Consider the following 23,741-nt stretch of genomic DNA (forward strand, 5'->3'; position numbering starts at 1 on the left):
GTAGGAGTGTCAAGGACTTTTTAATATTTTTCAATAAATACAATCATGCAGGTTTTACAATGGCTTTTACTACTTATTCCAATGTGTGGTTTTCATACCATTATCATTTATGATCCCAAGCAATACCCCTATGCTGCAAAGGGCTTTTATAACCGTCATTACTTGTTCATTGTCAACCTCCACACCTAGACTAGTTAGTATCAGTATAATTGCGCTGGCAATGGCTATAATTGTCTTTGTATTGGTTAATTTTTTTAATATGCTATTCATCTTCAACCATCCTCTCAATTTCATATATTTTTTTCTTAATGCCGCCTAAACGTTCTTGTAATTTTTCAATTTCTTCCTTATAGTATTGATTTTCTTTTATTAACGCTTTAATCTGTCCTGCATCTGTGCTTTCTGCCACCAAACCCATGTACTTTTCCCATGGAAAATAATTTCCTGGACATAACTTGTACTGTACAAAATCATGATGTTTCTTAATCCGTTCTTGTTTAATCTTATATTTCTTCATTAAATATAAGGTCAAGTTTTTAAGTGCTTCTAGTTGTGCATCTGGTACAACTTTATCGCCGTTTCCTTGATAATCTTGATAACACCCTTCTAAGCAGATGCCAATGGATTTCATGTTCATACCTTCTTGCTTACAGTGACTTCCTCTTTGCGTTTCCATTCTCCCTCGATAAATTTTTCCTTCCTTATTAATAAAATAATGGTACCCAAAACCTGCAAAGCCTCTATTCAGATGCCAGCCATGAATATCATCAATACTGCAACGAGGAGCCAGTGCATGATGTATAATAATATATGCCGGTCGATTATTTGAGGGTACATTGATGTTTAATTGTGTCTTTATAATATTCATATTCTCCTCCTCTAGCTAAAATAACTTATGATGGCCAATATCGTTGCAACGCATCCAACAATCCACCCCATATATTCGCGATACTCCTTTTTGCTGCATGCGTAATCTTCCAGTCTTTGGACTCGGTCATCTATATCACTGATGAACTGTCTAAGTCCGTTATAGTCCCGAATAAGTGTCTTCGTCTCTGTCATCGTAACGGCTAAAGCATTCGTCTCACGCGTCACTTTCTCAATGGCTTCATAAAATTCTTTTTGGGTAACCCCATTTTGCATATTGATTCCTCCTTATTTTATTTCACGCCTATGATTTACCCACATTACCTTGAGGACTAATTATATGGTAGCATAGGTGAACACGACATTAACACGTCATCTTTTTTCAAGTCATAGCTAACGATACATGACAAAATTGTAAGGTTTTTCATGAATCTGTAAGTTACCTCAATGGATTCTTACCCCTGGTAGACGTAAAATAAAGTCATTGATTTAGAAAAATATCTGTTATAAATAAACCCATTGGGAAGTTATTGTGTTTCATACTGAAAACTTTTTAATACAGATATGTAAAATAAAAGGGAGGCATAAACAATGTCAAAAGTCATCGAAACAAAGGGCATTAAAAAAGTGTATACATCAAAAGGTATGGAAACCTTTGCTGTTAATGGAATAGACATGGACATAGAAGAAGGTGAATTTGTTGGTATCATGGGTCCTTCAGGCTCTGGTAAAACAACCCTACTTAACTTAATATCAACCATTGACCAGCCAACAGAAGGTGTAATTACCTTCAAAGGGATTGACTTAGCTACCATGAAGGGTAAAAAATTGGCTCAATTCAGAAGAGAAAATATTGGCTTTTTATTCCAAGATTTTAACCTTTTGAATAACCTCAGTGTCATGGATAATATTGCTTTACCACTGGTTCTAGCAGGTACACGGGTATCTGTTGTAAAAGATAAAATCAATGAACTGACCGCTTTTTTTGGCTTAACGGATCATCTTCAAAAATATCCTTATCAGTTATCAGGCGGTCAGAAACAGCGTGTTGCCGCAACAAGAGCACTCATTACAAAACCCTCTATGATTCTTGCTGACGAACCAACAGGAGCACTAGATTCCAAGTCCGCTACAGAATTATTAGAGAGCCTTGGAAAAACCAATAAGAAATTCGGTTCAACCATTGTCATCGTTACCCATGATGGGTTCACTGCTAGTTATTGTGACCGCATTATTTTTATACAGGACGGTCAAGTCCTTACAGAACTCAAAAAAGAAGGGTCCAGAAAAGATTTTTATCAAAAAGTAATTGAACAGTTAGCCCGAATGGGAGGGGAAAACCATGAATGCTGTTAGTCTTGCTTATAAAAACATGAAGAGTAACCTTAGCATCTATAAGCTTCATTTTCTTGCTCTTGTCTTCTCCGTTGTGGCATACTATCAATTTTGTGCTATGAAGCACAACCCTCAAGTTCTTGGTATCTCATCACAAGAGATTGTTGGTACCTTGGGTTATGTGACAGCCATCATGTTACTGGTATTCTTAATCTACTTTTCATGGTTTTCAAGTTCTTTCTTTTTAAACCAGCGTAAGAAAGAAATTGGTCTATATACTTTAATGGGTGTTACCAATTATAAGGTAGGGTTTATCTATGCCATGGAAAACCTCATTATGAGTTTTATGGCTATTATCGTAGGTTGTGGCATCGGTGCTGTGTTTGGCAAACTCTATATGATGGTATTGTCCAAGTATTGCAACATGGGAGTAGACGTTGAGTTTTTTATTTCCTATAAAGCCATTATGGAGACGGCTATTGTGTTTGGGGTCATCAGCCTATTCTTTTCCTTAAAAGGTTACATGAACATTGTTAGAAGTCGTTTATTGTCACTTATCAACGCCATCAAAGAAGAAGAAAGCATGCCAAAAGCCAGTGTGATAACAGGCATCCTATCCCTTGTGGTTATTGGTACAGGTTATTATCTTATTCAATATGCCATGAACAGCAGCTTTTTCTTTTATACACTTGCTACGACAATCTTAACCATCATTGGTACCTACATGCTCTTTCGCAGTACCACAACCATTATTTTAAAGCGTATGATGCATAGCAAAAGGATTTTATACCGTAAAACCAATATTATGACCATCTCCAACTTGTGTTATCGCATCCGACGAAATTACAAAGTGTATGCCACAATCGCTATCCTCTTAACATGTACCCTTACAGCTTTTGCTACTGTCACATCCCTTAATTACTCCAATAATGATGTGCAGAAGATGGATTATCCCCATACATTCATTACCATGACTGAAAGTAAGGAGGCAGCAGAGCAAGTTATAGCATTAGTAAATGAAGAGAAGGATGCTATTATACACGAAAATCATATTCCTGTGATAGAAAAGGAACGTGCACAAGGAAAGAATTATCATTACCCTACGGGTATCGTGAAATACAGTGACTACATTAAGATTATTGATCAAGTTGATTATACCGCCAATAAAAGAGTCATCCTTCAAAGGGAGTTACATGATTTTGAAGCTGTTCTTAATTTAAATGCGAAGACACTTTTCAATATATTTGATATGAAGACCTTAACCTTGGATGGACATGAAGTGACGATCAACCGTATTATAAAAGCACCTTTATTCGGCATCGGCTTACCCATTAGCACTCTGCTTGTTAACGATAAGACCTATGATATTCTAGCAGAAGGCAGTACCATCCAATACGTTTCTGCTTACAAATTAACGGATGAAGCCTTGGGAAAAACCCTAGAAGGCAGAATCGAAAATTTATCTGGTGACATCTATGCTTTTGCACAATATGGTAATAACGATGGTCAAATGAAAAATACCATCATTAAGATTGTGTATATACTTGGTGCTTTCCTTGCCTTAGTCTTCATTATGGCAACAGGTAGTATTATTTACTTTAAGATTATTACAGAATCCATGGAAGATAAGGATAAATACACGATTCTAAGTAAGATTGGTATGGAAGATAGCACCATTAATAAGGCAATCCGTATACAGATTGCCATGGCCTTTGCCCTACCACTTGTTATTGCTATTATTCATTCCATTGTGGCTATAAAAGTATTGGAAAACATGGTGGCTATGAGCTTAAACCTTCCTATATTAATGAGTATTGGTGTGGTTACTGTGATCTTCTTTGGTTTTTATATGTTGACCACCAGCCACTATATTCGACGAATTAGAGAAAAATAGAATAAAAAAGATGCTAGGTATATCCCACCTTGCATCTTTTTTCATGTCACATCACTTATTTTAGTTTAAAGTAAATGCATCGGTCATCTAAATCATAATCCGATTTCTCCATGACAAAGTACGTTTCCAAGTTGTTAAAAATTGGTAATAACACCTTACCTTCAACTTCATAGGCATGACTTTTACCATCGTTTTCTACTTTTTCAAAACCAACTTCATAATCTAAAGCATCATTGAATGACTTTGTAAATCCGTAATCTGTTCCTCCAATAATACTGTTTCCTTGAGGTGTAGAAGACCCCCAGACATGTGGATAGATATTACTTAAGAATCTGTATTCTGACCCTGTATAGGTCACATTGCTTGCTTTAATTTTTAAGGTAAGCATAACATAACTATAAAGTGGATCATCTTCTGGCTTTTGAAAGCCTAATTCAGCAATGCCATCTCTTGTGATAGGGTCTGCTTTTAGGACAGTGATTTCAAAATGAGCCTTAGTTTCATTACCATCATAGGCATTTCGGTCATTAAATACATAGGTTGAACCAAATGGTACAGGGTCTTCTAATGTACCTGCACTATTGGATGGGCTTGGTGTAGGTTGTTGCGGATTTTCTTGTGGCTCAGGTTTAGGCTGTGTGTCATTAGATGGCGGTAAATCCGTTGGAACAGCCCCATCTGAGTTGTCTTTGGTTGTAATATCAATGGTCTTCGTTGTCCCATTCCAAGTAATATCTGCTCCCACCATTTCTGTAACTGCTCGAACAGGTAAATAGGTTGATCCATCAATAATAACTGGATAGATTACCTCCCCATGACCATCTTTTAATGTCTGCACTTGACCATTGTAAGTAATGGTAATGCCTTTGTTCTCTTTCCCTGATATATCCCTTATCAAGGAACTTGCTGATAATGATGTTGATACCGTGATGAGTACTACCATTGCAACTAAAATCTTGATGGATTTTTTCATAAGTGTCTCCTCCTCTTATCCTTTTTGACGGATATGTCCTCTGTTTATTTCATATCGAAGTAATATCATGACATTTACTTGATATATATCACATTTTACCATAATCTAACAATGCCTTCAAGAAGTGCCGTCTATTCATGACGATTGATTTCGTATTTTGTAGTTTCATAAGATGCATGTCATTTCCAAATAATGCTTAACTATATTTTCTTTATTTTGTTTATTCCATTATTAAATAAAGTGTTACTAGGAAGTTTAGGTTAATTCATCCTATTTTTTGTGTTCTTTAACTACATTATAAAACTAACGTGATTTACCATTATTTTTACCATAATTTAACATGTCCCTTATATCCTCTTTATATTGTTTCTATAGAGTTGAACTGTAAATTTATTTTATTGAGTACAGATAGGTTCTCTTGGTCTTTTATCATAGTTTATTATGAGAAACCTAAGACGTACTCGCAAAAATCAATGGAGGTAATTTTACCATGAAAAAGAAATTAATCAGTTTAGCTCTCTTAATAACGCTACTTCTGTCTTACTCTGTAACACATGCTTATCAAGCACCTAATAAAGCAACTGTAGGTTCTGTAGCAACGACCACTCAAAAACAACCTAAATACATATTCTATTTTATTGGTGATGGTATGGGTACATCACAAAGACAAATTACGGAGTATTATTTACAAGAAACAACAGGTGATGCTACGAAGAAATTACTCATGAACACGTTTCCTCATTCAGCAATTAATACAACCCATTCTATGAATACACTCATTACGGATTCAGCAGCAGCAGGTACAGCACTTGCAACTGGCTATAAAACCGATAACGGTGTTATATCAAAAGACCCTCAAGGTAACGACTTAAAAACGCTTGTTGAAGCAGCAGAAGAAATAGGTATGGCAACTGGACTTGCATCTACCACACGTATTACACATGCCACACCTGCTGTATTTGCATCTCATAATGAAAGCCGTGGAAATGAAAATGAAATCGCAGCAGATTTCCTAGACAGTGGTGTTGATTACATTGTTGGTGGAGGCGTTCGTCACTTCTTACCTGAAGGATGGAAAGACAATCAAACAGATGCTTTTGGTAAAACCATCAAATCCAAACGTAAAGATAGCCGTAATCTCTTAGCAGAGTTTCGTCAAGCTGGCTATACCGTACGTTATGGTATGAAAGGTGCAGAAGAGTTTAGAAAAGAAACATTCAAAGCAGGGGATCAATACCTTGGTCTATTCACCTATTCTCATCTACCCTACACGTTAGATGATATGCATAATGATAGCTACAATGCACCTACTTTAGTAGAAATGACAAGTAAAGGTATTGAATTACTTTCAAAAGATCAAGATGGTTTCTTTTTCATGATTGAAGGCGGACGTATTGACCATGCCTGTCATCCAAACGACACACCTGCTGCTATCATGGATACACTTGCATTTGATGATGCTGTAAAAGAAGCTTATGACTTCTACCTTAAGCATCCAGAAGAAACACTTATTCTTGTATTAGGTGACCATGAGACAGGCGGTCTTGGCATGGGTGTTAACACCGATTATTTCTTATCTCTTTCAGAACTTACAAAAGCAAAAATGTCCATCGAAGTATTACAAGGTCAATACGATGGCGACAGAGCAGCATTCTACGCATTTATCGAAGAAAACTTTGGACTAACTGAATTATCAAAAGAAGAAAAAAGCTTATTTGAAAAAAGTATGGACATGGTAGATGAAGGTACGTTCACATACAACAATAAATATAAATATGACGAAACAGCCATGGCCGTAACACATATCTTGTCTGAGCGTGCTGGTGTTTATTGGACTTCCTATGCCCATACAGCAACACAGATTCCTATGTCAGCTATCGGCGTTGGTGCTGAGCAATATAGCGGTTTTATGGATAATACAACCATTGCCAACTTAACAGCTGAACTGGTTGGACTATCGCTTAAATAAATAGCTTAAGACGTCAAGAACCATTTACTGAAAGGGGTATCCTCGTGAATAAAAAACTAAAAGTATCTGTTATCTACGCTATTTTATGCCTAATAACCTTTTTTCTCTTTATAAGATCAGACCGCCAAGAAGATAAGTATAATCAAGATGTACTTGAAGCAAAAGCTATCGTTCTGGAAGTTGATGATTCAGACGTTGTGAAGTCTGGTATATCCGCTATAGGCTATCAAACATTGCAGGTTCGCATCATTGATGGTACGTATAAAGGTGAAAAGCTGTCTGTTAGCAATCCACTCATGGGAAAATTGGACTATGATAATTATTATAAAGTAAAGGATAAAGTCATTATTGCACTCAAAACAGATACTGAGGGACATATAATCGATGCGAAAGCCGTTGAACTCTACCGACAAAATTATATGCTCATTGTTTTTATTATCTTTGTGATACTCCTGGTTTGGTATGCAAGGGATATAGGCGTGAAAGCGCTTTTTTCCTTTGTATTTACCATTCTTATTCTATGGAAATTATTAATCCCCCTTTTATTAGAAGGCAAAAATCCAATGGTCATTGCCTCACTTACCCTGGTGCTTCTATCTGCTGTCATTTTATTTTCCGTTGCTGGCTTTACAAGAAAAGGCGTATCTGCATTTCTTGGTACCCTATGCGGCTTGTTAATTACCCTCTTTTTAACAATGATTATTGGGGATAAGTTAGGTCTAAGAGGCATGACTGCCCCTTACGCAGAGACCATTGTTTTCTCTGGCTATTTTCACTTGGATATGCGCAGTATTTTCTATGTAGCTGTTATTATTGGCTCATCCGGTGCAGCCATGGACATCGCGATGGATGTGGCTTCAGCATGTTGGGAGATAAAAGAGAAAAAGCCTGATATCAGTCGCAAAGAACTGATACGATCAGGCTTTAATGTAGGAAGAGATGTCATAGGCACCATGACAACCACCTTGTTACTTGCTTATTCTGGCGGCTATCTTACGTTGCTCATGCTCTTTCAGATTAGAGAATCCAGTTTCTCTCGGATTATCAATATGAAGATTATTGCAGCTGAGATTATGCGAACGCTAGTTGGTAGTATTGGACTCGTTTTGGTTGCACCCATAACCGCATTGGTAGCTGGTTTGATCATGGTAAAAGATACCCAGCCAAAACAGCTTGATATTTAGTTCCCTCATAAATACCATCACACGGTTATGCATTTCTTCATGTCACCCATGCCCTTTACTTTTGGTCACTTAAAATAATGACCTCTGTCTCTTCATTCACCATTTTCTTAAACATCTCTGTGCTATTTTTCTCTAATTCATAATGTGTCGGTATTGCTATTCTAGGGCTAAGCATATTGACGAGTAAAATAGCATCGTTTGTACTCATGGTTAGGTTTCCACCATCAATGGGAACGATGGCTACTGTTATGTCCTCAAGCGTTTTAATCTCAGGAATTAGATCCGTATCACCTGAAAAGTAAATTCTCTCATCACCTATAGTTAATACATAGCCAACATTATCATTGCTTTTTGGATGGGTTGGAAAACCTTTTGAATAGGCAGCTACAGCCTCACAACCTATACCATCTAGTTCTAGCACATCTCCTGGTGTAACCTGTCTCACCTGATAATCACCCAATTTTTTGGCGACTTTTTTGGGGCATATAATCCATGTGTCATCCTTAGCAAGCTTCTCAATGTCATCAATAGAAAAGTGGTCCTGGTGAGCGTGGGTTATAAATATATAGTCTGCCTTAATTGGATTGTCTACCACAATAGGATCCACATAGATTATCTTATTCTTCATTTCTATCTTCATGCCAGATGGAAAAAAATCCGCTGAACCAAAATGAGCGAACACAGCTCCACATGAAGTAAGGGTGATATCTTGATTAAGAGAAACTTTTATGGCTGGTATTCTCTTATCACTTCTAGAAAATTCTATTTTAATCACTCTTTTAAGAAGGATAACAACGAGTACAATAACGATTATGATAATGCCAATAATGGTTAATTTTTTTGTGTTCATTCTATTTCCCTCCTTTATTATTGTACCCTCACTTTACTATATGGAGTTAACCTCATATCAATAGGTGTAATTCTCTATTTTATAGGTAAAAAAAGCCGGAGTATGGAGTTGGCTCCACACTACAGCTTTTATACCATTTTTCTATCGACTATATCTATCTAAGTGGGTTACAGCACGATCACCCTGTTGGTAAAAGTCATCAATACCCTTTCCAATATCCAGCATATTTTCTTCACTGTCTTCTATCAGTTCATACTGATACTTCTTCAAGTAATTCCTTACAAAATAGCCATCTAATAATTTTCGTTGTTCAGATTCCAATCTTGATAAAACAGCATTCTTTTTGAAATATAGAAATAGTCCCATGATACTGCTATGGGTATGCATATGTTTCATGATATCTTGGTATAAGTTATATGATTTTTCGAATGCTGCTTCAAAGCTGGCCATAAAATCAACTGCCAAATGGATGCTTTTCCTTTTAATGGGCAGCAAATCCAACGAACCGCCCACATAGAGTATGTTATAGTCTGGATAGTGGGTGTCTATGGTATTTTTCGTCACTTTTAATTGATTCAGATCTTCATCAAATAGAATGAGCATACCAATCTTGGGCAGCTTCCTTAATACATTCAGAGCAAGTGTACCTGCTCCTGTTTTCATAAAAAGAACGGTCTTAGACGCTAAATCTTGCTGTAGGATATAGCGTGTTGTTTCTTCCACATAATAAAGCATCTGTTCAATGAAGTTATGGGATATGGTGGCAAAAAGATTTCTAATGGAATCGTCTTGCTCTTCATGGCTGATGGGGTGATTCATTTCTGACGTAATGATGATCCCTTCTTCAATATCCATGGTGACACCACAATTGCATGTTAGCTTACCATGATAGACGCTATGATTTTTTAAGGTGCCTTCTTCAATGGTTAAGCTTTCTTGGCAAACCGGACAGCATAAAAGTTCCAAATGTTGAAACGCAATCCCCTTACCATCCCTATTCTTAACGGGTTGTTGTTTAACGGTTTCTATTTCATCATTAAGTTTTTGAATGGTAGCATCCAGTTGTTCCCGCTCTTGTAGAAGCTGAATCCGCTTATCATGAAGCAAGCTCTCAATATAATTGCTTCTAATAGGTGTCTCCAGTATATGAAACTGTACCGTATACATCAATATCTTAATATCATCCAATGAAAATTTCATGTCCTTGTAATGCTTAATAAAATCCAACTGTTCCTGCTGTTCTGTACCAAAGTAAAAGTATTTACCTTTTCTTAAGGGATGAATAAGGTTCAGTTGCACATAGTAACGTATGGTGTCCACACTCATGTTGTTTTTCTTGGCGAATTTCCCTATTCTTATATCCGAACTGTCCATCTTATCTTTATCACTTATCTGTGGTCTATGTTCCATCTTTCATTATACCTTCCATCTTACTCGAAGCAGGCTTATTCCGCATTAATCATAAGTCTATACCGCTCTACTTATCGATTATTCTGTACTAAGTTGAGTATAACGAATTGGGGGGGAGGTGTCAATTAACAAGGTGAGATATGATTGATTATTTAGCTAACTTATTCATTAGTTTAGTATGCTTTATCTTCGTTTGCTTCATGGACTGCAATACTTTAGTTAAGTCTGTTTTTGTTACGCTCTTTTCTTTAAATAGCATTTGTTACCTTCCTTTCCAAATTCTTCATCTTATTACTGCTAATGTTTAGTGGATATGAATGTTCACCATACCTGTAACCAACTATAATATTTCAAGTTCTTTTAATAACTTAATACAATCTCTATAACCTTCGATATACATTGCCTGATTAGAACAGGAAGCACAGTAACAACTCTTTTCGACATAGTCTACCATGAATTCACTATCCTCAATAGCCAGAGATTTCATTATACGATCAAAAATATGTCTGTTAACTTGTAAGTAACTGCAAGCTTCTTGGTATTCTTCATCGGTTCTATGAAATTTTTCGTATGCTGGTTTCATCATGTTGAATGTAAAGTTCTCGAAGTGTTCTTTAATGCTATTCATAGGTATCATCCCTCTTTCATGATTAATAGTGAGTATATAATTTTATTTACTCACGATATACTTGTTTCTATTATTACATAAAAATGAGGGATGCTACTAAATATACAACCATATGGGTGTATAATATATTACAAGTAAATCTATACATATAATATTTAAATTCATTATTAGTTAAACTATCTAGCTAACAGTAATAAGACCTTAATCTATAAGGTCTTATTACGTACTAGTATCCTATGACGCACTAAATTGCTTTGCTATGCAATTATATAATTTCCAATTGCCTGTCTTATATCCAGCGTGTTTAATGTCAACAATTTTAAATGTCTCATTTGTCTTAGGATTAATACCTTTGTTTATAATTCTTTTACTATAATTATTACTACAACCTCATTAATAATTAGAACATTACTTCTTCCACTTTCTCATCCTCTTACCATCTGTACTTCCATAAGGCAATTCTATATACGGTACACCTACAGGATATTCATGATTTAACACGTCATCTGTTGCTTCACCTGTTTGCATCCATATTTTTCCTGTAGTATCGTATATTAATAGGTTTCCTCTATTCATAATGCATCTCGTTTAATTATTCATTCTATACATAACCATATACATGGTCTGACTATTCCAATTTCTGTATAAGCTTTCACAGTGAATCCGTTATCAGTGATATTTATTTCTTGCCATGAAATGTATGGGTAATCATTTCTATTCCAAAGCAACACATCATTTGACATACTCCAATTAGAAGAATCAATTTTAACAACTTCACCATGAGCCGGATATTCTGTCAAAGCAATTAATACCACTGAAGGTCTAAAAGATAACCCATATATTGTATGAAGAGTGCTATTAGTGGTTATATTCTTACTTCCAGTAGCTGACCTTCTACCCTCAATTAGTGAACCAACAACACCATTAATATCAATCCCTTGCTTAATATTACTAGAAATTAAATTACTTAAATCCATACTGCCAACTACCCCTGTATCATCATCATTGCTGAACGTCTTCCCTGCTAGCACATCACCAGCAACTGCATTTCCCTCTGCACTAGCTTGCAAGAAAAAATTCGTACCATCATACCAAACTGTATATGGTTTACCACTCTTTAAGTTAGGTGCTTTTGTGGTATTAGGTTTATACAGGTTCTTAGTTCCTAAATTATTTATATTAATTGTAGTAGCACCACCACTATTGTTGGCACTAGCTATAAATGTAAGCTTCATATAAGCCGAATAAGCTGTCACACTAGGCATACTTAACGTTATGGCTGTGCCTATCCCAGTAGCCACTATTACGTTCGCCATATCACCCAACTGCGCCTCAACCGACGACCCATCCCCACACTTAACATTCTCAGCCGTAGTAACAGGATACATCTCATCCCAACCCGTATTACTCACATTCCGCTTTTTAATTGTTACATTCTTATTTGCCATTTATCTCACCTGCCTTATATCGTCTGAAAGAAAATCTCGCCTGCTTTGGGTGTTGTTGGTAACGTGGCACCTGACTGGATGGCTGCGCTTTCGGCAAAGTTGGCGTTATCGACTTTGCCATCACCATTGGAGTCATAGGTTGCTTTTAACATATCACCATACCCTGCGGAGGATAATTGACTTTCAACGAAGGTTTTGACTGCTTTTTGACTGGGTACATGGGTATCGCTTATGCCTAGTGTTGTACTTGTGTTGACGTTAGCTTTATCAAACTTGTTGGCTAGTGCATTGGTCATTGTGGTTGCAAAGCTCGGGTCATTACCGAGGGCTTGGGCTAATTCGTTGAGAGTGTCCAAGGCTGCTGGACTTGCATTAACCAGTTCAGCTATTTTATCAGTAACATATTGTGTTGTTGCTTTGGCATTCCACGTTGTTCGTTCAGAACTTGTGATGTGTTTGGTGGTATCTCCTACATGTTGTTCTGCTGTTTCGCCACTAATGGCTACGACCTGTGCGGCTTTGGTTTTTGGGTAGAGATTATCCCAATTCTCGCCGTTTCTTTGTTTGATCTGAATGTTTAAGTCTGCCATTTTATCAACTCCTTTTTTTTATATGGGTTTGAACCAGTAATTGTTTTCTACAGGTGGTTGGGTACTGGTTTCTGCGTTAGCAATGTTAATCCCACCACCTGCACTAAAACTTGAATCACCTATATCTTGCAGCCACAATGTATGGGTGTTAAAGCTATTGGGTTCTGTGGCACTCACCTGTATCATGTCAGAGAGTCCTGTACCTACTTCGCCCAACACATCCTCCACATTCTCCCCGTTAAACTGACTGCCTGCATCTGTAACGCGTATGATGCTTGCGTCATGGGTACTGGGGTGGGTATAGTTATTGGCGTGGTCTTCTACACCTTGCAGCTTGGTATCTATACTTCCAACTTTTCCATCAATTTTATCCCAGTTGTCATTCATCATGGTTTTTACATTGAAGGTCTGGTTGCCGTCTGTGACTGGGTCTACCTTATAGAGATTTAGATGTGACGTATGTTCTGCCATTATATAACACCTCCTGCAAATTGATTGAGTTTTGTTCCTTGTAATGCATTGATTGTCATGTTGTTATGGACATCTCCTACCAGTAGATATTTTAAATCGTATTCTACGCCTAAGTGAGCAGGTATAATCTTGTCAATGGCTTGTTTTACAGCATCCATGTTGCTAGGGACACCGTAGAAACTATTGAATTTGATACGGATTTTACCATCGAAGCTGACTTCCACGTTACCGTTAGTCCATGAATCAGCTACGATTTTGATGAGTTCTTCATCGATTTTACCTGTTCCGCGTAATTGACTTCTGATTTTGGCTCTTCTCTCCTCATGGGATGCACCACTTTGCTTGATGGTGCCCGTGTCTTCTTCCCACATCTCTAAGCCCGTAGTTGCAGAATCCAGAAAGAGCTGATTGTAACCATCTGCCAAATAGGCTTTTAGTATATCCAGTTCTTTGTCTTCCACATCCATGATAATTTCAAATGTTCGAATGGACTTATAGTAATCTGGCAGGTATGCCATTAACTGTGTATTAGCCATTGAAAGTCACCGCCCCTATGATAGGTACTTGGTGGGTTAGTACAATGTTGCTGGTACCCTCATTGATCATCAGATTAGCGTAGTCACTACCACCAGCTTGGGAAATAGCATCCAGTAAGATTGCCCCTACTTTTGCATGACTTATAGCATAGCTGTCCTTATCCTGCCAACTGTCAGCTATAAGGGTTGTGAAGTACGCCTTTAGAGCCGTTTCAAAAATGGTCTTCAATGTGGCATGGTCTGTTCCAGTAACCGTTGCCGATACGTTAATGGTGGTTGGTGTGGCTGCTTCTATGGTACATTTTGCGCCGATGGGTGCTGTTCCCTTACCGCTGCCTTCAACACCAGGGTCAATATAGTCTTGTATCTGACCCACCAGTTCAGGTGTTGCTGGTTCCATAAGGGTATCTACTACCATCACTTTTACCGTGTAATCCCCCTGCCATCGGGGTATAACTTTTGCCGCACCGACACCCTTCACATCCTTTGCCCATTTTTGATAGTGGTAGATGTTGCCTGAAGTAGCGGCTTTTTTAACCTTCTCTTGCTGCCTATCCCGTAAGGATGCATCTGTTTCTGTATCTTCACCTGGTATGAGGATATCTTGTAGCTGTGCAGATATAAGCCCTTCTATCTCTTCTATAGGGATAAGGGTGCCTGTGTCTCTGTTGCCCACTTGTCCTGCTTGCTCACATTCTAGGGTTACATTGTCCATGCCATTCTGATTGTCCTTTATCACATAGGTTAAGTCGTTATGACCGAACCTGCTCCCTATACTAGGGGTTGCCCCTTGGAAGACACCTTTTCTAAGGGCTTTTGTTGCTTGTTTTCTATAGATACCATAGTCGGCACACTTCCTGTCAAGGTATGTCCCGCTGGATGTGGTTACAAAAGCCATCTGGATGGCCGTATCCAGTTCAATATAGAGCTGGGCTAATTCGGCACATGCTGGTGCAATGGCATCGTAGATAATACTGCCTTGACGTTTGTCCAGATCATCCGGTACTTGGTTTAATGTGCGTTCTAATAAACCATCATATGTGATATGCTCAAACACTTATCATCACCTCGCTTTCAAAAGAACCTTCTATACTGATCACCTTAAAGTTCACTGTGACATCTTCATCCTTAGTTTGAAAGTGAAAATCCGTCACGTCAGTGATTCGGTCATCATATGTTAGAGCATCCCTTATACGTCGTCTTAATTCCATTTCAATGTAATCGCTGTCTCGTCCTATGAGGTCATTTAACTCTGAACCATAGGAAAAGTCGTAGATGACATGCTGATAACGCCCTGTTTCCAATATCTTGAATACGGCTTGTTTGATAGCATCTAGCCCATCAATAACCCTATCTATTTTACCTTCTATAAGGTTTAAACCGTAGGTTTTGGATTTTGGTGTCATCAGGGTCATGTCTTCTTGTATCTGTATCCCTTGCATGGGTATCATATGGTCACCACCTTATCCAGTACAATGTAACGTTGTCCACCTTGTTCTCTTAAAAGAATAACTTTATCCCCAACTGCCAAGGCCGTATCCCCAGCTACTGTACTTGTTACTACTAAAAAGTCTTGGTCGAGTACAAACCGTTGGTCCACTTGTATCTCGAGAGGGGTTATGGCGATGACCTTGCCGTAATAAAAAGCTACGTTTTGACTGTTGTCCATAACCCCTTTGTTAATCTGTTTTAAAGCACCAATAAATTGCTGTGTATTGCTCATCTATATCACCTTCAATGTTAAACTCATGGTATGTTGTTGATTGCTAAATGTGTGTTTAGCGCTATCCACAATAAAGGGTTGTTTTAAGTCAAGTCCTGTAATGTCCACATAGATAGACGTGCCTGCTCGGACAGATAAATCCCCCATGCAATCAAGACTTAACCCCTTTACCACTCTGTTTTTAACAAATTCTAATTGCTTAGCCCGCTTACGAATCTGAGCATCGTTAAGCTTATCATTGACCTTTTCATAGTATTGGAGCAGTCCCCATTTGGATATGTTGCTGCTGTCCTTAACAATATAGACCTCCCGTTTACCTGTGTCTTTATTGTCTTTATACAGCTTGATTTTATTGTAAGTGTCCCCATCTATACTGCGCTCATAAGCGTAACTGTTTAATAAGCTGTGGTCACCAATGATGAGGTTTGACAACATGTTCTTAATATGACGAAGGGTTAGCTTACCAAAATCGTCGTATAGCACATACATGTCACCTGTATTAATCAGGGTATGATCAAGAGCTTTATACGTCATATCCAATAGGGTCTGCCCATCTTCTACCATCAAGGGCACGCTATAGCCGGTATCTTCCAGTGTACCTAATCGCAGGTTAAAGTCTGTAGCAATTTGCTGAAGGATTTCATGGGCTTTTTTATTTTTGAAGATGTACGTTTCCTTATTCAGCAAATAGCGTAATTGATCATAAGCCGTTATCCGTAGGGTATCATCCGTTGACCTGGCTATTTTGAATACATAACCGTAAAAAACAGAACGATTATCTTTTTTGAAATAAATAATACTCCCCTCACTGATGTCAAGTGCCTTATCTACAACTAAGGCGAAGGATAATTCCGAAGCCTTCCCGACCCTTATGGTATCCCAAGATAATTCTGTTACCAACTGACTGATGTCATGAATCGCCCCATTGCTTGTGTTCTGCATGATTAACTGTATCATCCTTACACCCCACTTCTTGGCATCTTTAATACTTGCCCTGGGTAGATGAGGCTGGGGTTTTTAATCTGGTTAAGTTCCGCAATCTCCTTATAAAGATTGCCATTCCCTAATTGTAATTTAGCAATTTTCCATAGTGAATCCCCTGATTTAACGGTATATGTTCGTGGAACGGCCTTGGTTATGGGTCTTGCCCCTTGGTAATCACCTATGATGGTCATGTTGCCTTGATTACCAGACAGGGTAATACGTCTCGCTCGAAACTCACGGTATTCCGTTAGGCTCATGGTGTAGAAGATATCCCCTACTTCCCCTGCTTTTTCATGAATTTCCAAGTCTTCCATGAGCCATAATCGGTCAATGGGATAGTAGCCGCCGGTCACTTTGAATGTGAGGACTTTATTTTTTTGTTTCCAACTGTAGAGCTTGTTCACATAATCGCTAGGATGTTGCAGCTTCCTTGTCATCACATAAGGTCCTTGTTCCAAAGGGAAAAAACTGTTGATGCTGAGCTTTAATAGCTTGCGACTGCCGGCTTTTACTACATCACCATATTGGTAGATGCTGTAGGTTTCGGTGTTGCCGGATTGGGTAATGGTGATTTCCTCAGGTCCTACAGGGAGTTGTAATTCTTCTTCGCTGTTATCTAACAGTCCTATATAAAATTGATACATTTATGCATACACCCCCTGAGCTGAATTAGCTACTTCTGTCACCAGTGCTTCGGTTATTTTGCCAAGGAGCTTATCCGCATCTGCGTTTTCGTGTAGGGTCATATCGCCCATGGATACTGTTGGTGTTAAGGTCACGAAGTTTTGAATCATTTCCCTTTCCGCAACTTCTCGCATAAGCTTGATATCTTCTTCTTCAATGTTGACATCATCGTTCATTTTATTGACTTGTACGCCAACGTCTTTTTTCTGAGTGTTGGTCCCTGCTTCTAACGTGCTAATGCCCAGCTTTGCGATTAATGCTTCTGCGGAAAAGTTTTCAATAGCACCTGCCATTGCCTCTTTTGCACCGCTTAGATCCACTTTACCTTTTCTAATAAAGGTACCTGTTGCTTCTGCCGCACCACTAAAATCAACACTTAAATGATCAAGCTTACCAATGCTTGCTCCCAGTAGATTCAGCCCATCAATGATGATGTTAACCCCATCAATGAATGGATTAACAAATATATTAAGAAATGTATTAATACCATCACCTGCAAACCGTATGATACCTTCTGCTGCTGACGCTAGACCTTCAATGAGACCATTAATGCCCCATTCAATAAAGTCAAAGAACTTGCGTGTAAGGTCTGCAACGGCTGTCCTGACAGGTTCCATGGTTGCGATGAGTGTAATAAAGGTCATAATCAGCAGGATAACTGCTTTGATAATGAGCATGGTTGGGTTAGCGTTTAGAACCGCATTAAGTCCTTTTTCTAATACAGTACGAACGGTATTGATGGCATTATAGATGCCTGTTGCGGCTGCTATGGCTAAGATGGCTGTTGCTACAGCACCTAATACAAATAGTACAATCTCAGCGTTATCAACCAATACACCAAATATATTGCTGATGACATCCATGATGGGTGATAGATAATCCAATAACATGGTTGCACCTTGAATCAAAGCCATGATGACTTTCAATATTATTTGAATCATTTTCTTAAAGGCGGGTCCATCCATGATTTTAGATATTTTGGCTAATGCTGGTTTTAACATGGGAGCTATTTGACTCCCCATGGATGACCACATATTTGACCATTTATCTTTAATACCCGTCATCATCTTACTGACTTCTTTATTTTTACCAATACCTCCTAGGATGCCTTTACCTATAGAGCTATTTTTAAGTGTCTTAAGGAATCCCATGGATGAGCCTAAGATTTTATTGGTAACACCGCCTTCTTTTGGTTTACCATATGTCTCTTGAAGCTTATTTTTGTAATTGGCGAATCTATCTCTTGTGTTTTGTATGGATTGACCTGCTCTGGATGTTAATGTCTTTCTTTTACTAGCATTATCATTGAGATGAATCCCTGCATTGTTATCTTTATTTGCTGTGTTGTCGTTGGCTTGACCTATGTTGTTGGCTTGGTCCATTACTTTCATGGTTTGTTCAATTTGATCGGTGTACCGATTGTAAACAACCATATTTTTTTCTATGCTCGCACTGAGTTTGGTTAACATGGTTATGGATTTATCCATGGTTGTTGTATCTGCCAATGTCTCACCACCTTATCTGTGTGATTTGTGATAAGCCTTCTTCTCAGCTTCTATATGAAGATCCACACTTGCCATGATGAAGGCTTTTTCACGTCTTGGTAATGCTAAAAAATCATGAGGGAGTAAATGTATTTTGTGGAGTAAATAATGAGCATAATTGGCTTCTCCATCTCCCTCAGTCATTAGTTTTTTGCCTGTTCTTTCAGATCTTCCAGGTCTGTATAGCCCGATAGGGTTTGAATCTGTTCGGCAAGGGTAGCGATTTCTCCTGGAAGCATCACCTTTTTGATGTAGTCCTCAGGTGTGACACAACCAACGCTTTTAATGCTCTGGGCATCTTCAAACTGAGGCTCAACAGAACCTTTTATGGCGATGAGACGGTTGAATTTACTCACGTCAAAATCAACTTTTCCTTTTTTTCCTGTACGCATACAGATTTTTTGAATCTCTGACATCTGGCTGTCTGTGATGGCACGGATTTTGAACTGAAGCAGTTCACCCTTTTCGTCTTTGAAACGCTTGGAAACGAACACGTCCGCCTGAATATCTTCAACAACATGATTGTTTAAAAAAGCTTGTAATTGGCTCATTATATACCTCCCTTTATCTAGACTTCGCTGAACTTATTCAACACTTCAATATCATCGAATGTAAAGCTGAGTTCTTCATCCAATACATCTTTGTCAATATCTAATTGACCGATGATAACACTGTCAATGTTACAATTCTTAAGGACAACGGTCTGTTTGCCTGCTGCACTTGCAGGGTCTTCATTAATGACTTGAATATCGAAGTATACGTCTTTACCCGATTTGACATAATCAAGCATGAGCTCTCTAAATTCACTGGTCATGTAGTAGATGGTCATACTGCCTGTGCCTTTCCATCCTGTTGCTTTACTATGGGTGGCACGACTGCCTAATACTTTGATTTCCGATTTGGTTTTTTCGATTTTGGCATCGATTTTTTTGATATAGGCCATTTCTTTCACCACACCGTTCAGTGTTTTGAAAACTTTTCCTTCTCTTCCAGATACGATGTCTTGTGCTTTGATTGTTGCCATATTACTTCACCTCCACAGTCATATACAGTTTTTCCATACCATCAACAGGTTGAGCGGCAATACGTACGACCACAACATCTGTTTCTGTACTGGCTAAGACTTGAACGTCTTTACCTGTGTCCAGATTGGTAATGGCATCCTGATTTTCATAGCGTTGTAAGCATTTGATGATTTCATTTTTCAAGAGGTTTCTACCATCTTCGTTATTGCTGATTTTACCGATAAAATAATCGTTGCCAATCTTGGTGATATCATGATTGATGGCATCTAAGGTACGCATGACTCTATTCTTTCTAAACAGACGTCCTTTGTCCGCGGTATACGTATGTAAGGTATTGATATCATACTCCACTCTTGCTTTGCCATCATAGCCCGTAAATAAGAAGTTACCAGCATGAATAGCATCTTCGATGGTTGTGTAGTTGTACTTATTATCCACATCAACTGCTCCATCATAGAAATCATAGGTTAACGATTGATTGGTGTTGGCTGCCGCAGTGGCTCCTGCTACCCATGCTGTTGCTTTTTTAGCATCGATGACAGTACCATCTTCTAATACAACACCATTTTTTACACTGATAATGCCTTCATAATCGGCACTGTCATAGTTCTCAGCTACAAGGGTTACTTTTGTCCCTTCATCATCACGTAATCGTCTTACCCATCCTTTGAAAGCTTCTTTGATGGCAGTATCTGTTACATCGTATAGTGCACATGTGTTAAAGTAATAAACTTCGATCGCATTACGATAAGCGGTATAAGCATTACCATCCACTGTGCCATTGACACCACCTGTAAGGCTTACGCCTGCTGTTGCTGCTAATACGCCAGTTCCAGTGAACGTCACCATGGCGTTATCTTGTAACTCATCTACTGCACTGACTAACAGCTGTTGATCCATAAGGGTTGTTCCTAAGTAGGTTGACACATTGAACTTGCTATCTTTTGCTTCAATGACTACTTTAAGATCATTACCTCTGGTACCGGTGTACTTAGCTGTTGCTGTAAGATTCCCTGTTATAACAGAGGCTTTTGTACCACCTGCTGCAGGGTTAAGACGGAAAACCAATACTTTCTCTGCCCGTTTTAGAGTTTCGTTAAGGGGTATTAGGGTATAAAGCTCTTCACCAAATATACCCCTGGTATCCGTCTGGTTGGTTACTTCTACTACCTCTTGTTCTGGACCAAAATTAAGGTCCAGAGGTATGGTTACGATACCTCGTTTTGCCTGTTCTTCTTGAATGCGTGTTTGTTGAAAGTTAATGTAGACACCTGGTCTAACTTTGTTCTGAGTAGTCCATGTTCCACCCATTTGTAAGCACCTTCCTTTCGTCTTCTTAGGTTATTACGTGTTATACCTCCATATGCTTATCCAACCTTTGCATGATTGGACCGGCTTCTACCGCTTCATGGGTAACCAGTTGTAGGTTAAAGGTATAATGCAATTGACCATCTGTTATGTTACTTGTTTTCTCGCCAGTTCTTAAGCGAATGCCCTCTAGGTCAACATAAGTCATAGCTTCGTCTAATTGATCGGAGATCTGCCAATAGATCATATCCCGATCTGCATCTTCCAAGAGGCATACAATGCCCAGCTGTATGTTTTTCATAAGGTTTTCTCTTTGATTCTGAGTGGTCTTTTTTAGACACTGAATCCTCAGAGCTGGTTTTAATAGATTAGCTGGGGTATCCTCTTCAAGGTACACATGATATGTGGGGTATAAGCTGACTAGCTTATCCTTTATCCCTTGCTTTACTTGATTAACCATTATTCTCCCTCCCGCCGTAATACACTTAATGAACTGATGTTGTCATGCATTACTTTTCTTGGTCAAAGGCTTGTTGTCCCTTGCCTGATTACATCTTACCATCACCCGACACGACATTAACACGACATGATTTCATTTTCCAGTTTCTTCTCAATCCGTTGTACTTGTCTGGTGGAGAGATAGATTTTCTCAGCAGTTTGTTCTTGGGTCATGCCTTTGACAAATCGGTAATAAAAAATTTGTTCTTGGGTACCTTCTAATTTCCCCATCAGAGCATCCATTTCTTTTTTCTCATCTTGCAACCGTCGTAGTTCATGATGATGCAACAAGAGATGCCCATCCAGAATCTTTATTTCTTTTAAATAGGTTTTATAGGATATGTTAGGGTGCTTGCTTTTGATTAAACGTTCCCTACCACTTTTGATTAATTGCATCAGTACTTCTTTTTCTTTTTCATATGATTGAATCCTAAGCTGTATAATGGAGATTTTTTTCGTCATATCCTCATATGAATGATATAAAATATGCATTTATCATCATCCTTTCATGAACATATATAGCGTAGCCACACTACTCATATTGCGTAATCGTTTTGTTAAAAAAAGATAAGCTTAGGCATGCATTGAATCATGATACCATCCTAAGAGCTTAACTGAAATATCGTGTATCTTGCTCATTTTTTCAAATTAAGCAAGAATGTGAATTGACATTTCGCAAAACGTGTAATATAATAGATAGAGAGTCCTTTTATTGTGTCATATCATCAACCAAGTGCTTTTTATGATGATCTTACATAAATGACGTTTTACCCATTATCTTATTGTCAAAAGATTAGTGTATACTTATTATATTACTCATTTCGAGTAATGTCAATAGCCAATTTGTTAATTAATATGTAAAGGAGGGACATGATGACTCTAGGCGAGAAATTAAAATATTTACGAAATGAAAGAGGCTTATATCAACGTGATGTAGCCCGCGCGTTGGATATGGCTATTACAACGATTTCAGGTTACGAAAGAGATGACAGACGACCTAACCCTGAGACACTTAAGCAGTTAGCTGATTATTATGGTGTAACCATTGATTCCCTTGTAGGCAGCTCTGACAACACCGTTGATACCTTGGAAGAAGAATTTCCTGAAGGTATTCAAGTTCTTCGCCGTGCGACGAAAGAATTAACACCAGAAGCTCGCAATAAGATGGTCAAGTTAATGAAGGCCTTTTTGGAAAATGAGTAATGCTTTAGGGAGGTCAAAAAATGCAAATACCAAAGAAGCCCCGATATGAATACGCAAAACATGTAGGACGCGATTTTATTAAGAGTCTGCATATTCATTCATACCCTATTGATCCCATTGATATTATCTACCGTATGGATTGGCGGCTGGAGATTGATGACTTATGTGGAGAAGAAGGCTATACGTTTTATAATACGAGAAATAAACAATATTGTATTGTCATTGATAATGGTCAGAATGTGAGTAAACAGCGGTGTAAGTTCACCATTGCCCATGAAATTGGTCACATTCTCATGAAGCACTATACAACTTTTGCTAGAAACACCCTGGATGATCATGCCTATCGCGTATTGGATATCGAGGCCAATGTTGTAGCTGGGGAACTCTTGATGCCTTATCTGTCCATTCATAAAAACCCAGATAAAAGCATTGATTTTCTTGCTCAAAAATACGATGTATCCTATGGTGCTATGGTCACACGTTTGAAATTTTTAGGGCTGCATCATTTATATGAGGGAACAAATGACACATCTGTGGCGTGTGAACACATAAGTTCTTATCATACGTAGCTATATAAATGGGGATATGGGATAATTCATTTCGCTAAACCTCATCCT

The 23,741-nt window shown here is 38.3% G+C and carries 30 protein-coding genes; 6 read left to right on the top strand and 24 right to left on the bottom strand.

Features of this window, described 5'->3' with window-relative positions; genetic code table 11:
• Positions 1-69: 69 nt before the first annotated feature.
• Genes HZI73_RS25835 through HZI73_RS25845 form a run of 3 tightly spaced genes read right to left on the bottom strand, consistent with a single transcriptional unit; the run spans position 70 to position 1,143 of the window.
• Positions 70-270: a hypothetical protein gene (locus HZI73_RS25835; protein ID WP_246552293.1), complete on the bottom strand. Its 201-nt coding sequence runs from the start codon at positions 268-270 to the stop codon at positions 70-72.
• On the bottom strand, positions 263-868 hold the full coding sequence (locus tag HZI73_RS25840; RefSeq protein WP_212696204.1) for a peptidoglycan recognition protein family protein: 606 nt from the start codon (positions 866-868) through the stop codon (positions 263-265). Before HZI73_RS25840 ends, HZI73_RS25835 begins: the two co-directional genes overlap by 8 nt.
• An 11-nt stretch (positions 869-879) precedes the next feature.
• Positions 880-1,143 (bottom strand): hypothetical protein, encoded by a 264-nt coding sequence (locus HZI73_RS25845; protein ID WP_212696205.1) that lies wholly within the window; start codon positions 1,141-1,143, stop codon positions 880-882.
• 315 nt (positions 1,144-1,458) lie between these two features.
• On the opposite strand from HZI73_RS25845, the gene HZI73_RS25850 reads away from it, so the two are divergent.
• Both HZI73_RS25850 and HZI73_RS25855 read left to right on the top strand, forming a co-directional pair.
• Positions 1,459-2,223, top strand: coding sequence for an ABC transporter ATP-binding protein (locus HZI73_RS25850; protein ID WP_212696206.1), 765 nt, complete (start codon positions 1,459-1,461; stop codon positions 2,221-2,223).
• Positions 2,210-4,096 carry an FtsX-like permease family protein gene (locus HZI73_RS25855; RefSeq protein ID WP_212696207.1) on the top strand — a complete coding sequence of 629 codons (1,887 nt, stop codon included), beginning with the start codon at positions 2,210-2,212 and terminating at the stop codon, positions 4,094-4,096. The genes HZI73_RS25850 and HZI73_RS25855 overlap by 14 nt, the downstream gene beginning before the upstream one ends.
• Positions 4,097-4,151: 55 nt before the next feature.
• Here the strand turns inward: HZI73_RS25855 and HZI73_RS25860 are convergent, their stop codons facing one another.
• Positions 4,152-5,069 (bottom strand): stalk domain-containing protein, encoded by a 918-nt coding sequence (locus tag HZI73_RS25860; RefSeq protein WP_212696208.1) that lies wholly within the window; start codon positions 5,067-5,069, stop codon positions 4,152-4,154.
• Between the two features lie 490 nt (positions 5,070-5,559).
• Here HZI73_RS25860 and HZI73_RS25865 point away from each other — a divergent pair, with 490 nt between their 5' ends.
• Complete coding sequence (locus HZI73_RS25865) at positions 5,560-7,038, top strand: alkaline phosphatase (RefSeq protein ID WP_212696209.1); 1,479 nt, start codon at positions 5,560-5,562, stop codon at positions 7,036-7,038.
• 44 nt (positions 7,039-7,082) lie between these two features.
• The gene (locus HZI73_RS25870; protein WP_246552294.1) at positions 7,083-8,222 is read left to right on the top strand and encodes a YibE/F family protein; all 1,140 of its coding nucleotides are present in this window, start codon (positions 7,083-7,085) and stop codon (positions 8,220-8,222) included.
• A gap of 55 nt (positions 8,223-8,277) precedes the next feature.
• On the opposite strand, the gene HZI73_RS25875 is transcribed toward HZI73_RS25870, so the two are convergent.
• From HZI73_RS25875 to HZI73_RS25970, 20 genes are all read right to left on the bottom strand, one after another.
• Positions 8,278-9,072 (bottom strand): MBL fold metallo-hydrolase, encoded by a 795-nt coding sequence (locus HZI73_RS25875; protein ID WP_212696210.1) that lies wholly within the window; start codon positions 9,070-9,072, stop codon positions 8,278-8,280.
• Positions 9,073-9,213: 141 nt separating this feature from the next.
• Positions 9,214-10,482, bottom strand: a complete 1,269-nt coding sequence (locus HZI73_RS25880) for a MerR family transcriptional regulator (protein ID WP_212696211.1) — start codon at positions 10,480-10,482, stop codon at positions 9,214-9,216.
• A gap of 340 nt (positions 10,483-10,822) precedes the next feature.
• Positions 10,823-11,110 (bottom strand): hypothetical protein, encoded by a 288-nt coding sequence (locus HZI73_RS25885; protein ID WP_212696212.1) that lies wholly within the window; start codon positions 11,108-11,110, stop codon positions 10,823-10,825.
• A gap of 408 nt (positions 11,111-11,518) precedes the next feature.
• Complete coding sequence (locus HZI73_RS25890; protein WP_212696213.1) at positions 11,519-11,686, bottom strand: hypothetical protein; 168 nt, start codon at positions 11,684-11,686, stop codon at positions 11,519-11,521.
• Positions 11,687-11,706: 20 nt separating this feature from the next.
• Positions 11,707-12,522, bottom strand: coding sequence for a hypothetical protein (locus tag HZI73_RS25895; protein ID WP_212696214.1), 816 nt, complete (start codon positions 12,520-12,522; stop codon positions 11,707-11,709).
• Between the two features lie 50 nt (positions 12,523-12,572).
• Positions 12,573-13,148, bottom strand: coding sequence for a hypothetical protein (locus HZI73_RS25900; RefSeq protein ID WP_212698941.1), 576 nt, complete (start codon positions 13,146-13,148; stop codon positions 12,573-12,575).
• An 18-nt stretch (positions 13,149-13,166) separates the two neighbouring features.
• Complete coding sequence (locus HZI73_RS25905; RefSeq protein WP_212696215.1) at positions 13,167-13,619, bottom strand: hypothetical protein; 453 nt, start codon at positions 13,617-13,619, stop codon at positions 13,167-13,169.
• A complete protein-coding gene (locus HZI73_RS25910) occupies positions 13,619-14,155 on the bottom strand; it encodes a putative phage tail protein (protein ID WP_212696216.1) in 537 nt (178 codons plus the stop codon). Before HZI73_RS25910 ends, HZI73_RS25905 begins: the two co-directional genes overlap by 1 nt.
• Positions 14,148-15,212 (bottom strand): baseplate J/gp47 family protein, encoded by a 1,065-nt coding sequence (locus HZI73_RS25915; protein ID WP_212696217.1) that lies wholly within the window; start codon positions 15,210-15,212, stop codon positions 14,148-14,150. The genes HZI73_RS25910 and HZI73_RS25915 overlap by 8 nt, the downstream gene beginning before the upstream one ends.
• On the bottom strand, positions 15,205-15,606 hold the full coding sequence (locus HZI73_RS25920) for a DUF2634 domain-containing protein (protein WP_212696218.1): 402 nt from the start codon (positions 15,604-15,606) through the stop codon (positions 15,205-15,207). The genes HZI73_RS25915 and HZI73_RS25920 overlap by 8 nt, the downstream gene beginning before the upstream one ends.
• The gene (locus HZI73_RS25925) at positions 15,603-15,878 is read right to left on the bottom strand and encodes a DUF2577 domain-containing protein (protein ID WP_212696219.1); all 276 of its coding nucleotides are present in this window, start codon (positions 15,876-15,878) and stop codon (positions 15,603-15,605) included. The genes HZI73_RS25920 and HZI73_RS25925 overlap by 4 nt, the downstream gene beginning before the upstream one ends.
• Positions 15,879-16,835: an XkdQ/YqbQ family protein gene (locus HZI73_RS25930; RefSeq protein ID WP_212696220.1), complete on the bottom strand. Its 957-nt coding sequence runs from the start codon at positions 16,833-16,835 to the stop codon at positions 15,879-15,881.
• A 2-nt stretch (positions 16,836-16,837) separates the two neighbouring features.
• The gene (locus HZI73_RS25935; RefSeq protein ID WP_212696221.1) at positions 16,838-17,506 is read right to left on the bottom strand and encodes a LysM peptidoglycan-binding domain-containing protein; all 669 of its coding nucleotides are present in this window, start codon (positions 17,504-17,506) and stop codon (positions 16,838-16,840) included.
• Entirely contained in the window at positions 17,507-19,051 is a 1,545-nt protein-coding gene (locus tag HZI73_RS25940) for a phage tail tape measure protein (RefSeq protein WP_212696222.1), read from the bottom strand. It lies immediately after the preceding gene.
• Positions 19,052-19,063: 12 nt separating this feature from the next.
• A complete protein-coding gene (locus HZI73_RS25945; protein ID WP_212696223.1) occupies positions 19,064-19,234 on the bottom strand; it encodes a hypothetical protein in 171 nt (56 codons plus the stop codon).
• Positions 19,234-19,641, bottom strand: coding sequence for a phage tail assembly chaperone (locus tag HZI73_RS25950; RefSeq protein WP_212696224.1), 408 nt, complete (start codon positions 19,639-19,641; stop codon positions 19,234-19,236). The genes HZI73_RS25945 and HZI73_RS25950 overlap by 1 nt, the downstream gene beginning before the upstream one ends.
• A gap of 17 nt (positions 19,642-19,658) precedes the next feature.
• Positions 19,659-20,114 (bottom strand): phage tail tube protein, encoded by a 456-nt coding sequence (locus HZI73_RS25955; RefSeq protein ID WP_212696225.1) that lies wholly within the window; start codon positions 20,112-20,114, stop codon positions 19,659-19,661.
• A 1-nt stretch (position 20,115) separates the two neighbouring features.
• Complete coding sequence (locus HZI73_RS25960; RefSeq protein ID WP_212696226.1) at positions 20,116-21,426, bottom strand: phage tail sheath family protein; 1,311 nt, start codon at positions 21,424-21,426, stop codon at positions 20,116-20,118.
• Positions 21,427-21,466: 40 nt separating this feature from the next.
• Positions 21,467-21,883: a phage tail terminator family protein gene (locus HZI73_RS25965; protein ID WP_212696227.1), complete on the bottom strand. Its 417-nt coding sequence runs from the start codon at positions 21,881-21,883 to the stop codon at positions 21,467-21,469.
• Positions 21,884-21,999: 116 nt separating this feature from the next.
• Entirely contained in the window at positions 22,000-22,413 is a 414-nt protein-coding gene (locus HZI73_RS25970; RefSeq protein ID WP_212696228.1) for a sigma factor-like helix-turn-helix DNA-binding protein, read from the bottom strand.
• 378 nt (positions 22,414-22,791) lie between these two features.
• Between HZI73_RS25970 and HZI73_RS25975 the strand changes: the two genes are divergently transcribed.
• Positions 22,792-23,124 carry a helix-turn-helix domain-containing protein gene (locus HZI73_RS25975; RefSeq protein ID WP_212696229.1) on the top strand — a complete coding sequence of 111 codons (333 nt, stop codon included), beginning with the start codon at positions 22,792-22,794 and terminating at the stop codon, positions 23,122-23,124.
• A 20-nt stretch (positions 23,125-23,144) separates the two neighbouring features.
• Positions 23,145-23,693: an ImmA/IrrE family metallo-endopeptidase gene (locus HZI73_RS25980; RefSeq protein WP_212696230.1), complete on the top strand. Its 549-nt coding sequence runs from the start codon at positions 23,145-23,147 to the stop codon at positions 23,691-23,693.
• Positions 23,694-23,741 lie beyond the last annotated feature (48 nt).

Source organism: Vallitalea pronyensis (assembly GCF_018141445.1).
Classification (GTDB): domain Bacteria; phylum Bacillota; class Clostridia; order Lachnospirales; family Vallitaleaceae; genus Vallitalea; species Vallitalea pronyensis.

What these genes read in the sequence shown, in the direction of transcription:
- HZI73_RS25930 (WP_212696220.1), bottom strand. Translation starts at nt 16,835, where the DNA reads ATGATACAGTTAATCATGCAGAACACAAGCAATGGGGCGATTCATGAC.
- HZI73_RS25860 (WP_212696208.1), bottom strand. Translation starts at nt 5,069, where the DNA reads ATGAAAAAATCCATCAAGATTTTAGTTGCAATGGTAGTACTCATCACG.
- HZI73_RS25945 (WP_212696223.1), bottom strand. Translation starts at nt 19,234, where the DNA reads ATGACTGAGGGAGATGGAGAAGCCAATTATGCTCATTATTTACTCCAC.
- HZI73_RS25890 (WP_212696213.1), bottom strand. Translation starts at nt 11,686, where the DNA reads ATGAATAGAGGAAACCTATTAATATACGATACTACAGGAAAAATATGG.
- HZI73_RS25835 (WP_246552293.1), bottom strand. Translation starts at nt 270, where the DNA reads ATGAATAGCATATTAAAAAAATTAACCAATACAAAGACAATTATAGCC.
- HZI73_RS25965 (WP_212696227.1), bottom strand. Translation starts at nt 21,883, where the DNA reads ATGGTTAATCAAGTAAAGCAAGGGATAAAGGATAAGCTAGTCAGCTTA.
- HZI73_RS25975 (WP_212696229.1), top strand. Translation starts at nt 22,792, where the DNA reads ATGATGACTCTAGGCGAGAAATTAAAATATTTACGAAATGAAAGAGGC.
- HZI73_RS25970 (WP_212696228.1), bottom strand. Translation starts at nt 22,413, where the DNA reads ATGCATATTTTATATCATTCATATGAGGATATGACGAAAAAAATCTCC.
- HZI73_RS25980 (WP_212696230.1), top strand. Translation starts at nt 23,145, where the DNA reads ATGCAAATACCAAAGAAGCCCCGATATGAATACGCAAAACATGTAGGA.
- HZI73_RS25925 (WP_212696219.1), bottom strand. Translation starts at nt 15,878, where the DNA reads ATGAGCAATACACAGCAATTTATTGGTGCTTTAAAACAGATTAACAAA.
- HZI73_RS25960 (WP_212696226.1), bottom strand. Translation starts at nt 21,426, where the DNA reads ATGGGTGGAACATGGACTACTCAGAACAAAGTTAGACCAGGTGTCTAC.
- HZI73_RS25840 (WP_212696204.1), bottom strand. Translation starts at nt 868, where the DNA reads ATGAATATTATAAAGACACAATTAAACATCAATGTACCCTCAAATAAT.
- HZI73_RS25845 (WP_212696205.1), bottom strand. Translation starts at nt 1,143, where the DNA reads ATGCAAAATGGGGTTACCCAAAAAGAATTTTATGAAGCCATTGAGAAA.
- HZI73_RS25880 (WP_212696211.1), bottom strand. Translation starts at nt 10,482, where the DNA reads ATGGAACATAGACCACAGATAAGTGATAAAGATAAGATGGACAGTTCG.
- HZI73_RS25950 (WP_212696224.1), bottom strand. Translation starts at nt 19,641, where the DNA reads ATGAGCCAATTACAAGCTTTTTTAAACAATCATGTTGTTGAAGATATT.
- HZI73_RS25910 (WP_212696216.1), bottom strand. Translation starts at nt 14,155, where the DNA reads ATGGCTAATACACAGTTAATGGCATACCTGCCAGATTACTATAAGTCC.
- HZI73_RS25900 (WP_212698941.1), bottom strand. Translation starts at nt 13,148, where the DNA reads ATGGCAGACTTAAACATTCAGATCAAACAAAGAAACGGCGAGAATTGG.
- HZI73_RS25875 (WP_212696210.1), bottom strand. Translation starts at nt 9,072, where the DNA reads ATGAACACAAAAAAATTAACCATTATTGGCATTATCATAATCGTTATT.
- HZI73_RS25865 (WP_212696209.1), top strand. Translation starts at nt 5,560, where the DNA reads ATGAAAAAGAAATTAATCAGTTTAGCTCTCTTAATAACGCTACTTCTG.
- HZI73_RS25955 (WP_212696225.1), bottom strand. Translation starts at nt 20,114, where the DNA reads ATGGCAACAATCAAAGCACAAGACATCGTATCTGGAAGAGAAGGAAAA.
- HZI73_RS25850 (WP_212696206.1), top strand. Translation starts at nt 1,459, where the DNA reads ATGTCAAAAGTCATCGAAACAAAGGGCATTAAAAAAGTGTATACATCA.
- HZI73_RS25885 (WP_212696212.1), bottom strand. Translation starts at nt 11,110, where the DNA reads ATGAATAGCATTAAAGAACACTTCGAGAACTTTACATTCAACATGATG.
- HZI73_RS25905 (WP_212696215.1), bottom strand. Translation starts at nt 13,619, where the DNA reads ATGGCAGAACATACGTCACATCTAAATCTCTATAAGGTAGACCCAGTC.
- HZI73_RS25920 (WP_212696218.1), bottom strand. Translation starts at nt 15,606, where the DNA reads ATGATACCCATGCAAGGGATACAGATACAAGAAGACATGACCCTGATG.
- HZI73_RS25855 (WP_212696207.1), top strand. Translation starts at nt 2,210, where the DNA reads ATGAATGCTGTTAGTCTTGCTTATAAAAACATGAAGAGTAACCTTAGC.
- HZI73_RS25935 (WP_212696221.1), bottom strand. Translation starts at nt 17,506, where the DNA reads ATGTATCAATTTTATATAGGACTGTTAGATAACAGCGAAGAAGAATTA.